The sequence below is a fragment of the Streptomyces sp. MBT53 genome (assembly GCF_016654115.1).
Taxonomy (GTDB): domain Bacteria; phylum Actinomycetota; class Actinomycetes; order Streptomycetales; family Streptomycetaceae; genus Streptomyces.
Genome location: NZ_JAEQAZ010000019.1, coordinates 61,869 through 74,876, shown reverse-complemented (window position 1 = coordinate 74,876; position 13,008 = coordinate 61,869). Strand labels below are relative to the sequence as shown.

11 protein-coding genes and 1 tRNA gene are annotated in these 13,008 nt (G+C 71.5%); 7 read left to right on the top strand and 5 right to left on the bottom strand.

The genetic code is table 11. From position 1 onward, the window contains the following. Positions 1-562 (bottom strand): WD40/YVTN/BNR-like repeat-containing protein (locus JHN45_RS10270; RefSeq protein WP_374195602.1); only part of this gene is annotated, 562 nt, incomplete at its 3' end. Between the two features lie 242 nt (positions 563-804). Between JHN45_RS10270 and JHN45_RS10265 the strand changes: the two genes are divergently transcribed. Continuing rightward, positions 805-1,221 (top strand): SsgA family sporulation/cell division regulator, encoded by a 417-nt coding sequence (locus JHN45_RS10265; RefSeq protein WP_200709593.1) that lies wholly within the window; start codon positions 805-807, stop codon positions 1,219-1,221. 1 nt (position 1,222) lies between these two features. Here the strand turns inward: JHN45_RS10265 and JHN45_RS10260 are convergent, their stop codons facing one another. Further along, positions 1,223-2,056 carry an isocitrate lyase/phosphoenolpyruvate mutase family protein gene (locus tag JHN45_RS10260; protein ID WP_200709592.1) on the bottom strand — a complete coding sequence of 278 codons (834 nt, stop codon included), beginning with the start codon at positions 2,054-2,056 and terminating at the stop codon, positions 1,223-1,225. 339 nt (positions 2,057-2,395) lie between these two features. Between JHN45_RS10260 and JHN45_RS10255 the strand changes: the two genes are divergently transcribed. The 4 genes from JHN45_RS10255 (at position 2,396) to JHN45_RS10240 (ending at position 7,044) form a co-directional block, all read left to right on the top strand. After that, positions 2,396-4,018 carry an ABC-F family ATP-binding cassette domain-containing protein gene (locus JHN45_RS10255; protein WP_201048774.1) on the top strand — a complete coding sequence of 541 codons (1,623 nt, stop codon included), beginning with the start codon at positions 2,396-2,398 and terminating at the stop codon, positions 4,016-4,018. 134 nt (positions 4,019-4,152) lie between these two features. Then, positions 4,153-4,929 (top strand): dimethylargininase, encoded by a 777-nt coding sequence (gene ddaH, locus JHN45_RS10250; protein ID WP_200709590.1) that lies wholly within the window; start codon positions 4,153-4,155, stop codon positions 4,927-4,929. 215 nt (positions 4,930-5,144) lie between these two features. After that, positions 5,145-6,119 carry an acyl-ACP desaturase gene (locus JHN45_RS10245; RefSeq protein ID WP_201048773.1) on the top strand — a complete coding sequence of 325 codons (975 nt, stop codon included), beginning with the start codon at positions 5,145-5,147 and terminating at the stop codon, positions 6,117-6,119. A 73-nt stretch (positions 6,120-6,192) separates the two neighbouring features. Then, entirely contained in the window at positions 6,193-7,044 is an 852-nt protein-coding gene (locus JHN45_RS10240) for a hypothetical protein (protein ID WP_201048772.1), read from the top strand. Between the two features lie 16 nt (positions 7,045-7,060). Here JHN45_RS10240 and JHN45_RS10235 read toward each other — a convergent pair. Continuing rightward, a tRNA-Trp gene (locus JHN45_RS10235) sits at positions 7,061-7,136 on the bottom strand. Positions 7,137-7,227: 91 nt separating this feature from the next. On the opposite strand from JHN45_RS10235, the gene JHN45_RS10230 reads away from it, so the two are divergent. Together JHN45_RS10230 and JHN45_RS10225 are read left to right on the top strand one after the other, a co-directional pair. Further along, entirely contained in the window at positions 7,228-8,631 is a 1,404-nt protein-coding gene (locus JHN45_RS10230) for a hypothetical protein (protein WP_201048771.1), read from the top strand. Beyond that, positions 8,632-10,458 (top strand): AAA family ATPase, encoded by a 1,827-nt coding sequence (locus JHN45_RS10225; protein ID WP_201048770.1) that lies wholly within the window; start codon positions 8,632-8,634, stop codon positions 10,456-10,458. Here JHN45_RS10225 and JHN45_RS10220 read toward each other — a convergent pair. Together JHN45_RS10220 and JHN45_RS10215 are read right to left on the bottom strand one after the other, a co-directional pair. Beyond that, positions 10,436-11,659 (bottom strand): ribonuclease inhibitor, encoded by a 1,224-nt coding sequence (locus tag JHN45_RS10220; protein WP_236583529.1) that lies wholly within the window; start codon positions 11,657-11,659, stop codon positions 10,436-10,438. The two genes, JHN45_RS10225 and JHN45_RS10220, sit on opposite strands and share 23 nt — an antisense overlap. Beyond that, entirely contained in the window at positions 11,656-13,008 is a 1,353-nt protein-coding gene (locus JHN45_RS10215) for an SDR family NAD(P)-dependent oxidoreductase (RefSeq protein WP_201048768.1), read from the bottom strand. The genes JHN45_RS10220 and JHN45_RS10215 overlap by 4 nt, the downstream gene beginning before the upstream one ends.

Here is a 13,008-nt window from a genome sequence, read left to right as displayed (position 1 = left end):
TCCCGGTGCTGGGCAGCACCTTCCAGGAGCGGCCGCCGTCGCCGGTCGACAGGATGCGGAACTTTCCGTCGACCGGGTCGCTCATCGCGAGGCCGTGGCGGCTGTCGAAGAACGTCATGCAGTCGTAGAAGGCGTTCGCGTCGGTGTTGCGGAAGGACTCCGTCCAGGTCGTCCCGCCGTCGTCGGTGCGGTAGACGCGGGACGCCTCGCCCTCGCCGATCGCCAGCACCACCGCGCGGTGCGCGTCGAACGCCTCGACGTCCCGGAACTGGAGGTCGGCCGCGCCGGGCGGTGAGACGTTCCGCCAGCTCGCCCCTCCGTCGGTGGTGCGCAGCACGGTGCCCGCGGTGCCGGCCACCCACGCGGTGTTCCGACTGACCGCCGACAGTCCCCGGAAGCGCACATCGGCGGCCCCGCTGTCCTTGAGCTCCCAGTGCGGAGCCCGGTGCGCGGTCTCGCGTGCCTGCGCCGGTACGGCGGTCAGCAGAGCCAGTGCCGCCGCGCACATCACCCCGGCCGCCGCTCTCCGGTTCGTACGTCCCACCCGTCGCGTGTTCCCCATGCGCCTCATGGCGGGCGAAGCTAGCCCACTCCCAGGAGGCCGTCCAGATGGCCCGCGCCCACCTTGGGGGCATATGGGCGACGGTGACAGAGGTCACTGGAAATTCATGTGCACGGATTGGCTCGTTCCGGCGTCTCTTCCAGTGCGGACCCCTCCACTCGGGGGCCCGTTCCGGAGTCTTTTCAGGAGCCTGTCCGGCCGTCGTCGCAGTCCGCACCGCCGTCACACAAGGGAGCAAGGCGTTGTCCATCGCAATCGAGCAGCAAGTAGAGGCCCGCCTCGTCGCCGCCGCACCGCGGATGCCGAGCATTCCCGCCACCCTGCACTACGACCGGCGTGACCCCTTCGCCGTCCGGATGACCTTCCCGGCACCGGCCACCCTGGAGGGCGTCGAGGTCTGCTGGACCTTCGCCCGGGAACTCCTGTCGGCCGGTCTGCACGGCGCCGAGGGCCACGGCGACGTCCGCGTGCGGCCGTACGGCTTCGACCGCACCGTCCTGGAGTTCCACGCCCCCGAGGGCACCGCGGTCGTGCATGTCCGCTCGACCGAGATCCGCCGCTTCCTGCGGGCCACCGGCGAGCTGGTGCCCGCCGGTCTCGAACACCTCCAGCTCGACCTGGACCACGACCTCGCCGAGCTGATGCGGGACGCCTGCTGAGCTACTCCCCCCGGCTCAGCAGCGAGTTCAGCTCGCCGTAGCCCAGACCTCCCACGACCGTGTCGTAGGTACCCGTGTCCAGCAGCTCCCGCGCGGCACGGCGCACCACGGCGTACGCGGCCAGGGCGACGCTGGAGCCCGCGCTCACCCGGGCCACGCCCAGCGCGGCCAGTTCGGCGACCGGCGGTGCGCCGGGGCCGACCAGCACATTGAGCGGACCGTCGATCCCGTCGGCGAGTTCCTTGACCGTTCCCGGCTCGACGGCCCCGGGGACGAAGATCCCGTCCGCGCCCGCGGCCCGGAAGGCGGCGGCCCGCTCCAGGGTCGCGTCCAGTCCCCCGGCGCCCCGCAGATACGTGTCGATGCGCGCGTTGACGAACAGCGGCACCCCCTCCGCGTCGGCGGCCTCGCGGGCGGCGGCGATGCGCTCGGCCTGCTCGGCGACCGGGCGCAGGACACCCTCACCGCCGTAGAGCGCGTCCTCGATGTTCACCCCGACGGCGCCCGCGGCGAGCACCGCGCGGACCGTGTCGGCGACGCCCGCCGGGTCCTTCGCGAAGCCGCTCTCGATGTCGGCGCTCACCGGCACGGTCACGGTCGAGGTGATGCGGGCGACCGCCGCCATGGACCGGTCCCGGTCCAGCCGGTCGCCGTCCGGGACGCCCAGGGCCCAGGCGAGGCCCGCGCTGGTGGTCGCCACGGCCGACGCGCCCACGTCCTCCACGATGCGGGCGCTCGCGGCGTCCCAGGCGTTCGGCAGGACGAGCGGACGCCCCGGCACGTGCAGCGCGCGGAAGGCCAGCGCCCGGTCACGGAGAGTGTTCTGGTTCGTCATACGGCCCACTCAAGCAGCTGCGGGCGCCCGTCGGCTGGCAGGAATCCGACATCGATGTGTCGGCCGGGAGGCGCCCTTTTAATTGCGTTGACAGGCGACAGAGGCCCTCCGTAGCGTTTCTCCCGGTCCTGTTGCCGTCGATTGGAGAAGGACGTTGCTCGTCTGAGGTTCTGAGACACCGCGTCACACACCCCTGGGGTGTGTCCGTCGTGTTCGACCTCGGCGTCCGAGCCGTCCTCCGGAACAGGGCCTTCTCTCTGCCCTCCGGGACCAGTCTCCCGCCCCGCGGTGTCTCGCAACGCGTCTGCCCCGACCGCATCGAGCACCCGCGAGGCCCGCATGAGTTCTTCCGTCACCTGTACGTCCCTCTCCTTCGCCTGGTCCGACGGCACCCCCGTCCTCGAAGACCTCGACGTCGCCTTCGGCCCCGGCCGAACCGGGCTCGTCGGCGTCAACGGATCAGGGAAATCAACCCTGTTGAAGCTGATCGCGGGCGAACTCGCCCCGGTCGACGGCCTGGTGCGGGTCGCGGGCGAGGTCGGATACCTCCCGCAGAACGTCACGCTCGACACCTCCCTGCGCGTCGACGAGACCCTCGGCATCGCCGCGCGCCGGGCCGCCCTGCACGCCATCGAGGCCGGTGACGCGTCCGAGGAGCACTTCGAGACGCTCGGCGACGACTGGGACGTGGAAGAACGGGCCCTCGCCGCACTCGGCGAACTCGGCCTGGGACACATCGACTTGGACCGCACCATCGGCGAGGTGTCCGGCGGCGAGTCGGTCCTGCTGCGACTGGCCGCGCTGCTGCTCGGCCGGCCGGACGTCCTGCTCCTCGACGAACCGACCAACAACCTCGACCTGTACGCGCGCCGACGGCTGTACACGGCCGTCGCGTCCTGGCCGGGAGTGATGATCGTGGTCAGCCACGACCGCGAACTCCTCGACCTCGTCGACCAGATCGCCGATCTGCGCTCCGGCGGGATCACCTGGTACGGCGGCAACTTCTCCGCCTACGAGGAGGCCCTCGCCACCGAACAGGAGGCGGCCGAACGGATGGTGCGCGTCGCCGAGTCCGACTTCCGCAGACAGAAACGTGAACTGGTCGACGCCCAGGTCAAGTTGGCCCACCGCAAGCGGTACGGGCAGAAGATGTACGACCAGAAGCGCGAGCCGAAGATCATCATGCAGGCGCGCAGGCGGTCGGCGCAGGAGTCCGCGGGCAAGCACCGCATCATGCACGAGGAGCGGCTCACCGAGGCGAAGGAGCGGCTCGACGAGGCGGTGGAGGCCGTACGGGACGACGACGAGATCCGCGTCGACCTGCCGTACACGGCCGTACCGCCGGGTCGTACGGTCCTGACCCTTCTGGACCTCGAACTCGCCCACGGCGCGCGGGTGGCCGGCGGGCTCGATCTGCGCGGTCCTGAGCGGATCGCGCTGATCGGGCGCAACGGCGCGGGCAAGACGACGCTGCTGCGCACGATCGCCGGGGAGCTGGCGCCGGTGTCGGGCGAGGCGACGGCGCATGTCCCGCTGCGGTTCCTGCCGCAGCGGCTCGACGTTCTCGACGACGAGCTGACCGTGGCAGAGAACGTGGCCCGGTTCGCGCCGGCCGCCACGAACAACCGGGTCCGGGCCCGGCTCGCCCGCTTCCTGTTCCGGGGCGCCCGCGCCGACCAGCAGGCGGCGACGCTGTCCGGCGGCGAACGCTTCCGGGCGGCGCTGGCCGCGCTGATGCTGGCGGAGCCCGCCCCGCAGCTGCTGATGCTGGACGAGCCGACGAACAACCTCGACATGGCGAGTGTGCGGCAGCTCACCACGGCGCTGGAGTCCTACGAGGGCGCGTTGATCGTGGCCAGTCACGATCTGCCGTTCCTGGAGTCCATCGGCGTCACCCGCTGGCTGCTGCTGGACGGGGAGCTGAAGACGATCACTCCGGAGGAGGTGGAGCACCTGGTGTAGGACGGGGCGCCGCGTCTCAGGAGGGCCACAGCCTCACGGCAGGGGTTTTGTCGGCACGGACGGGTGACGCATGATGGCCAACCGGTGCCGCGTTGTCGGCGCCGAAACGATCCCGCCGATACGGAGTCCCGCTCGTGCCCAGCCACAAGGCCCTCGTCCGCCGCCCCAGCCCGCGCCTGGCCGAAGGGCTGGTCACGCACATCGAGCGGGAGAAGGTCGACGTCGAGCAAGCCGTCGAGCAGTGGGAGGCGTACGTCCAGGCGCTGCGGACGCACGGCTGGGAGACGATCGAGGTCGAGCCCGCCGACGACTTCCCCGACTCCGTGTTCGTCGAGGACACGGTCGTCATGTACAAGAACGTGGCGCTGATCACCCGGCCCGGCGCCGAGACCCGGCGCGAGGAGACCGGCGGGGTCGAGGAGGCGGTGGCCCGGCTCGGCTGCTCGGTGAACTGGGTCTGGGAACCGGGCACCCTGGAGGGCGGCGACGTCCTCAAGATCGACGACACGATCTACGTCGGCCGGGGCGGGCGGACGAACGCGGCCGGGGTGCAGCAGTTGCGGGCCGTGTTCGAGCCGCTCGGGGCGCGTGTGGTGGCCGTCCCTGTGAGCAAGGTGCTGCATCTGAAGTCGGCGGTCACCGCGCTGCCCGACGGGACGGTGGTCGGGCACATCCCCAAGGTGGACCGGCCCGCGCTCTTCCCGCGCTTCCTGTCGGTGCCCGAGGAGGCCGGCGCCCATGTGGTGCAGCTCGGCGGCGACAAGCTGCTGATGGCGGCGAGCGCGCCCAAGACGGCCGATCTGCTCGCCGACCTCGGTCTGGAGCCGGTCGTGGTGGACATCAGCGAGTTCGAGAAACTTGAAGGCTGTGTGACGTGCCTCTCGGTGAGGCTCCGGGATCTGTACGCCTGACCGGGTGACCGGACCACCCGTTCGGCGTCGGGACCTGCGGTCCTGGCACGGTGCGGGATTCCCCGGCAACGCGGCCTGAACAGCGATCTTTACAGCGACCTTAACCTACGGTCTCGTAACCTACGGTTTCGTAGCCTACGATTCCGTAAGTTGCACAGATCCCGGCACCGCTCGCCGGTTTGTTCAGATTTGCACCACGTCCCCCTGGAGTCCCCGTGACGATCACTTCCCCGCACCTCGGCAGCCCCGCAGTCTGGACCGACGCCAAGCTGCTGTACGCGTTGGAAGAAGTCGTCGAGACGGAACTCAACCGGCACCTCAAGGTCACCAAGGACTGGATGCCGCACGAGTACGTGCCCTGGAGCGACGCCCGCAACTTCCCCGGCTTCTTCGAGGACGGCGAGGCCTGGGACAAGGAGCAGTCCAAGGTCACCGAGATCGGCCGTATCGCCCTCGTGGTGAACCTCCTCACCGAGGACAACCTCCCCAGCTACCACCACGAGATCGCCTCCCTGTTCGGCCGCGACGGCGCCTGGGGCACCTGGGTGCACCGCTGGACGGCGGAGGAGGGCCGGCACGGCATCGTCATGCGGGACTACCTGCTGGCCTCCCGCGCGGTCGACCCGGACAAGCTCGAAGCGTTCCGCATGCAGCACATGAGCGAGGGCTTCGAGTCGGACAACCGGCACTCGATGCTGCACTCCGTGGCGTACGTCGCCTTCCAGGAGCTGGCCACGCGCGTCTCGCACCGCAACACCGGCCACCAGTCGGGCGACCCGGTCTGCGACCGCATGCTGGCCCGTATCGCGACCGACGAGAACCTCCACATGGTCTTCTACCGCAACCTCCTGAAGGCCGCGTTCGAGCTCGCGCCCGACCTCACCATGCAGGCCGTGCGCGACGTCCTCGTCAACTTCCGGATGCCCGGTCACGGCATGCCCGGCTTCGAGCGGTTCGCCGCCCAGATGGCCATCGGCGAGGTCTACAACCTGCGCATCCACCACGACGACGTGATCCAGCCCGTGCTGCGCTTCCTGAAGGTCATGGACATCGACGGTCTCGGCCCCGAGGGACAGCAGGCGCAGGAGGAGATCGGCCTCTACATGGGCGGCCTCGACTCCGAGGCGTCCAAGTTCGACGAGAAGCTGGCGATGCGCAAGGCCCGCATGGCGGCCCGCGCGAGCGCCTGACCGGCCCACGACCGCCCGGCGATCGAACGAATCGCCGGTGCGGGATCCGGCCCGGCTGCGGCATCATGCCGCCATGCGTGACAACAGCACGTCAGGGGTGGCGGTCGGCTTTCTGCTGGGCCTGATCGACCACGAGGACGCGGACCGGATACGACGCCGGACCGGCCTGCCCGAGCCGGCGGAGACGGCCACCACTCGCACGGCGGGACACAACGCCCTGTTGTGGTCCTGGACGAGGAAAGCGGTGCCGGTCTCCGTGCTGCTGTGGGTACTTCAGGAGGACGACCCGGACCTGAACGTCTGGGTCTGGCGGCACATCTCGGCCGACAACGCGATGCGCCGGGCCATCGTGCGCGGTGTGCCCTTCGGCACCGCCCGCACGGACCCGCTGCCCGTCGCCGCGAACCTGAGCCGGGAGGACGAACCTCCGATCCCCGAGAGCTACACCCGCTTCGGACTGCTCGGCGCCCTGCGCGAGGGCACCTCCATGCGTGCCGCGCGGACGGCCGCCTCGATGGTCCTGGAACGCTCCGACTGGCAGGCGGTCACGGAGGCGGACCACGACCGCCCCCTGCCCGGATTCGCGCGCTGGGCACTGTCCGTGCGGCCGGACTGCCCACCCGCGCTCCGCGCGCAGTTCGGCACGCACCGCAGGTTCACCCACCGCGTCGAGCAGGCGGGCGTGCTGGACGGCCCGGCCGACTACGCGACCTCCTGGGGACCCGCGTCGCACGTACTGGACGTGCTGTCCACGGGTCGTCTGGTGTTCCCCGCGCGCGTGGGCGAGGCCGAGGACGCGCTACGGCCGCTGGTGCGCGAGCACTTGGCCGACCACGAGGACGCCTGGGCGGTGCTGGCGCAGCTGATCGACACATTCCACGGGAACGCGGCGGAGCTGGTGGTGACGGCGGGCGCGATCGCCTGAGCCGGGCCGCGAGGGGGGCGGGGCGGCTGGATTCGAACCAGCGTGCCCCAGTTCTGGAGACCGGTGCGTCTGCCTCTGCGCTACGACCCCGCCCTTGGGGCCAGAGCGTAATGCCTTGGCTCGATGTCAGTGGGGCCTGGTACCAATGAGCCATCGGGGGAACTGCGGCGCGGGGGGCGTGGGATGGCGTACGGGGAGCGGGGTCGGCGTACCCCTGTGGTCGATCTGGCCGACCGCAGGGCGCTGGAGCGGTACCGGCCGGCGGACCCGGCGAAGGTCGCGGAGGCGCGGCGGCTGAAGGAGGCCGCGCTGCTGGACTTCGGGCTGACCGAGTCGGCGGTGGCGTCCTGGCTGTACGCGAAGTGCCATCACCAGATCCCGACCACGGCGGTGGACACGGCGGCCGTGGTCGCCTCCGGCGACGGCTCCTGCCTGCTGCTCTTCAACCCGGACTTCTTCGTCCGACTCGGCCTGGACGGCGTGAAGTTCGTGCTGTTCCACGAGGCCCGGCACCTGGTGCAGCGGCATCTGTTCGCCGACCCCGAGCTGCGCGAGGACCCGGTGTTCGAGCTGGCCGCCGAGGTCTCCATCAACCATGTCGCGCTGGTCCGGCTCGGCCGCACCGGACTGCCCCTGCTGGACGGCCGCCCGACGGGCATCGACCCACGGCGGATCCACGCCCTCTACCAGGAGGACCTCACCGCGCACGGCCTGGAGCCCGTCCCCTACGGGGAGTTCGTCGCGACCGACATGAAGGTCTACGGCGAGCTGAAGCGCATGGCGCATCCTCCGGTCCCGGACCGTCACCTGTGCGCGCACCTGCTGGACGGCTGGGTGCCGGCCGACCAGGAGACGGTGGACGCGGTGACCTCGTCGGCGCTGCTGAACTCCCTGCTGGCGGCCCGGCGCGGACACGCGGGCGCGGAGCGGGAGTTGCTCGACCTGATGGGTCGTACGGAGGAGGGTTCCGCGCGGGCTGCCCGGATCTGGGGGAACCTCGGCGCGGGCGTCCTGCGCGGCGAGACGGCACGCACGCGTGCGGTCCACTGGTGGCAACGCTGGCTGGTCGACGTCCTCGGCTCGAAGCTGCGCGACGGCGAGCGGCTGGTGTACCCGAAGAAGCGCGGCGCCCTGCTCGCGGCCCTGGGCCAGGACCCGATGCTCTCCCGGCGCGGCCCGGTCCGCGACAAGATCCTGGTCATCGCCTACGACACCTCGGGCTCGATGCCCCAGCACGTGATCACCTGGCTCACCGAACTCGTCGGCCGCATCGACGGAGTCGAGGCCCACTGGCTGTCCTTCGACGCCGTGGTCATGCCGTTCAAACCCGGCGAGCGGGTCTACGGCGGTGGCGGCACGAGCTTCCAGGTGGTCGCGGACTACGTGGAGGGGCGCACGGAGGTGAACGGCCGCCGGTTCGACGTCACCCCGGACGCGGTCGTGATGCTCACCGACGGGTACGCCCCGCCGATCGCACCCGCCGAGCCGGACAAGTGGATCTGGCTGATCACCGAGGGCGGCAGCGAGTGGCCCGAGACGCACACCCCCGCGATGGACTGCCATCGCGTCACGACAGGATCGCGGTAGATGAGCACGGAGACAGGGCAGTTGACGACCCCGGCGACCGGGCGCGGCGCGCGCGAGGTGTCCCGCCTGGAGTCCTTCATCGACGCGATGATCGACCTGGGGCAGACCGGGCAGATCTTCGGCGAGCACGGCATCGGCAAGACGGCGACGTTCTTCTCCCACATCGGGCGCGCCCACCCGGGCACCGCGCTGGTGTACGTCCCGGCGGCCAATCTGACGCCGGACGACCTGCTGATCAACGCACCGGTCCGGGACCCGCACTCCGGTGAACTGGTGCTGCGGCAGCTGGTGATGAGCCAGTTGAAGCCGGGCACGCCGTTCGTGCTGCTCATCGACGACTCGCTGCAGGCGGGCGACACGATCCAGTCGCAGCTGATGCAGATCGCCTGCAACTGGACGCTCGGCGAGCACGATCTGCGGGCACTGGGCTGTGTCGGTGTCTTCCTCACGGACAACGAGTCGCTGTCGGAGACCTCGGCCCGGCGCGGCGACCTCGCGCTGCTCGACCGCATGGTCACGATGCGGATCACGGCGAACGACACGTCCTGGCGTCGGCATCTCGCCGCCAAGTACCGCCCCTGGGACCTGAATCCGGTGTTCGCCGTGTGGGCGTCGCTCTCCCCCGCGCTGCGCGAACTGCTGTCCCCGCGCACGCTGGACCACATCCTGGCCAACGCGAAGGAGGGCTTCCCGCTCCGCTGGGGCCTGCCCCTGATCGACGGCGAGCGGCTGCGTCTTGCCGAGCCGGGCCCCGACGGCAGACCCGGGCAGAACCGCACGGCGGAGATCCTGGACCGCCTCGCCGGGGCCCTCGGCGTGCCCAACCCGGCCACGATCCCCGACCCGGTACGGCAGGTGGTGCGGGCCGCGCTGCGCAACCGCTGGACGGTGCTGCTGCAGGGCCCGCCCGGCTGCGGCAAGACGGAGCTGGTCCGGGAGACGGTCCGCGCGGGCCTGGGCCGGGAGCCGCTGTACTTCTCGCTGCCGGTGACGAACGTCGAGGATCTGTGCGCGCCGATCCCGTCGCCGGACGGCACCCTGGACAACCTGCTGGCCGCGAACTTCACCGGGCCGGACCCCAAGGCGATCGTGTGGGACGAGTACAACCGCCCCAAGGACAAGGCCGCGTTCGCCAAGCTCATGGAGATCACCCAGGAGTGGTCCCTCGCGGGCCGCCACATCGAGAACCTGCGGGCGCAGATCGCCGTCCAGAACCCGCCGTACCACCTCGGCCGCAAGTTGCTGGTGTCCCGGAACAACATCGCCCAGGCCACGCGGTTCACGGCCTCGCTGACGGTGGAGCCGGACGACATCCCGGCCAACGAGTGGCTGCTCGCGCGGTACGGCGCGGACGCCGAGACGGTCCTGGAGTGGTGGAAGCACGACATCGACGACGACGGCCGCGCCTGGATCACCAAGCGCACCCTGGAGCGGCTCATCAAGCTGCACCGGAAGGGGCTGCCGCTGGAGATGGCGACGGTCTATCTCGGCGACGGCGAGTACGCGCCCGTACCGCTCACCGCCCTGATCGACCGCTTCAAGGGCCGCCCGGTCACCGGCCTGCGCGAGCTTGCCCGGGACGCGGACAGCTGGGAGGCCCGGCTGCGCCGCGCCGCCGACCACACCGACGAGGGCGGCGACGACAGCGACGTGGTCCACCAGATCCTCGCCAACGCCGAGCTGTCCCAGCTGAAGAAGCACCGCGCGGTGGTGGCCCGCATGGTGGCCCTGCTGCCGGCGAAGCTCCGGGCCACCTATCTGGTGGGGGCCTCGGCACAGCAACAGCGGTTCTGGACCGACATATTCACCGGGATGGCCCGTCGCTGACGCCGTGCTCGGCCTCCCCGGGGCGCGCCGTGCGGTGCACGCTGCGTACGGCGGCCACGTCGGGCGCGAGCGCCGGTGGCGGGACGTGGGCGGTGAGGCTCTCCAGGCGGCGCTTGATGCTGGCGGCGATGCCCTGGCCGAGGACGAAACGGGTGGGGGTGAGCGCGCGGGGTGCCGTGTCGAGGAGGCGATGGGCCTCGCGGCTGCGCATCCCGGTATGGGACAGGACGAGGTGGGTGAGGCGGTGCTCGGCGGCCACGAGAGTGTGGGCGATGGTCTCGGCGGCGGACAGATCGACGTGGTTGTCGGCGGCGCCCAGTACACCCGCCGCCCGGACCCGGCCGAGGTCCAGCAGACCGACTCCGGCCGCGGTGGCCGCCGTCACCAGTCGTGCCGCGGCCTGGGGACCGATGCCGTTGCTGGCGACGGACAGCCGCGCGAGCCGTCCGTACGGCGCCCGTTCCAGAGCCTCGGCCAGCCGGAGGGCGCCCGCGTCACCCAACTGGGCGGCGGACACGTAGAGTTCGTCGATCGCGCCCGCCGCGATGACAGCGGCGAGGGGCACAGCGCCCTCCGCGCCGAGCGGGTTGCCGCCGACGAAGAGCCGCTCGATACGGCGCCCGTTGCCGGCGGCGGCCAGCAGCGCGTCGGCGAGGACGGTCACGCCGGCCGGGTCGAGCCCGGTCTGTACGAGGTCGAGCGTGCGCAACGACCGCGCGGACTCGATGAGTTCGGCCGCCGCCCGCCCACCGCCGCTGCCCAGCGGATTGCGCTTGAGCCACACACCGGTCACGACCTGCGGCGAGGCACGCAACTGGTCGGCGATCCGGCAGGCACCGCCGGCCGTGATCCCGTTGCAGCCGAGGTAAAGCGTCTCGACCTCACCGCTCCCGCCGGCCACGGCCTCGGCACCCTCGTCACCGAGCCCGTCCGTACCGAGCAGCAAGTGCCGTACGGGCGAAGGGCCTTGGGCCAGTGCCTCGGCGACGCGCGCGGCGCCCTCCGCCCCCAGACCCTGCTTGCACAGGTCCAGACGCCCGTCCGGCAGCGCCGTCCCGACGGCGAAGTCCAGCCGCTCCCCGGCCGGCCGCCCCGCCCGCAACCAGTCCAGCAGCGGCCCGAGTTCGGCGACCGGACGCGGCGGGACGTACACCACACCGGCGAAGCCGACCTCACCCGTGTCCTCCGGGTCCCCGCTCACCACGCCGCCTCCCGATAGTCCTTGAGGAACACCCCGGACACCGGGTCCCCCGACTCGCCGCGCACGATCGGGTCGTAGACGCGGGCCGCGCCGTCCACGATGTCCAGCGGGGTGCGGAAGCCGGCCCCGGCCATACGGCTCTTCTTGGGGGCGGGGTTCTCGTCGGTGATCCAGCCCGTGTCGACGGCACACATGTGGACGCCGTGTTCGGCGAGTTCGGCGGCGCTGGTGCGGGTGAGCATGTTGAGCGCGGCCTTGGCCATGTTGGTGTGCGGGTGCCCGGCCGTCTTGTTGCGCACGGCGAACCGGCCCTCGACGGCGGTCACGTTGACGACGTACCGGCGTGGGCGCGGCGAGGCGAGCAGCAGCGGCAGCAGCCGGTCGCACAGCAGGGCGGGGGCCAGCGCGTTGACCAGCTGGGTCTCCAGGACCTCGGCCGGATCGAGGGCGCCGAGCCGCGCCGACCAGGAGTTCTCCGGGGACGGGTCGGGCAGCAGCCCGGCCTCGTCGGCCTCGCGCAGGACGACGGGCAGCGCCGAGGCCCCGCCCGCGAGCATCCGCATGGGTGTGAACCCCGGTGCCTGGCGGACCCGTTCGGGCAGTGCGTCGCGCTCGCCGGCGGCCAGCAGGGCGTACGACTGCGGGGGGCGCCGTACCGTCTGCGCGGCGTTGTTGACGAGGATGTCGAGCGGTTCGCCGGTCTGCCGCAACTCCTCGCACAGGCCGAGGACTTGGCGCGGGTCGCGGAGGTCCACGGCGAGCACCGACAGCCGGTCCAGCCATTTCTCGCTGCCGGGCTCCGCGCGGAATCGGCGCACGGTGTCGTGCGGGAACCGCGAGGTGACCTGCACCTCCGCGCCGTCCCGCAGCATCATCAGGGCCAGTTGGAAACCGATCTTCACCCGCCCGCCGGTGAGCAGCACCCGGCGCCCGCTCAGATCCGTACTCAGCGCACGGCGGGCGGTGTTGTCGGCGGCGCACTCGGGGCACAGCCGGTGGTAGAAGGAATCCACCTGTCGATAGGGCGACTTGCAGACATAACAACCACGCGGCTTGCGGTACACACCCCGGGCGTCCACCTGGGCAGGCTCGTCCGTCGGGCCCAGCGGAGCGTCCTCGCGCCGGTCCACCGCCCCCGTAGCCGTCGCGGCCATCACCGCCGCGTCAGCCGCGGACACGTCGGCGCCGCGCGCCTTGCGGCGCCGCAGCCGTCCGTCCCGGGCGAAGGACGCGGCGACCTGTTCCGCGTGCAGACGCACCGGATCGTCGGCGGGCAACTCCCGCAGCCTGCCCACCGCGTGGTGGAAGGCCGCGAGTTCCGCCTCGGTGATCCCGCCCTCGTCACTCAT

Excerpts from the sequence above, each read along its gene's own strand:
- JHN45_RS10260 (WP_200709592.1), bottom strand. The coding sequence starts at position 2,056 with ATGACGAACCAGAACACTCTCCGTGACCGGGCGCTGGCCTTCCGCGCG.
- JHN45_RS10255 (WP_201048774.1), top strand. The coding sequence starts at position 2,396 with ATGAGTTCTTCCGTCACCTGTACGTCCCTCTCCTTCGCCTGGTCCGAC.
- JHN45_RS10240 (WP_201048772.1), top strand. The coding sequence starts at position 6,193 with ATGCGTGACAACAGCACGTCAGGGGTGGCGGTCGGCTTTCTGCTGGGC.
- JHN45_RS10230 (WP_201048771.1), top strand. The coding sequence starts at position 7,228 with ATGGCGTACGGGGAGCGGGGTCGGCGTACCCCTGTGGTCGATCTGGCC.
- JHN45_RS10225 (WP_201048770.1), top strand. The coding sequence starts at position 8,632 with ATGAGCACGGAGACAGGGCAGTTGACGACCCCGGCGACCGGGCGCGGC.
- JHN45_RS10215 (WP_201048768.1), bottom strand. The coding sequence starts at position 13,008 with ATGAGTGACGAGGGCGGGATCACCGAGGCGGAACTCGCGGCCTTCCAC.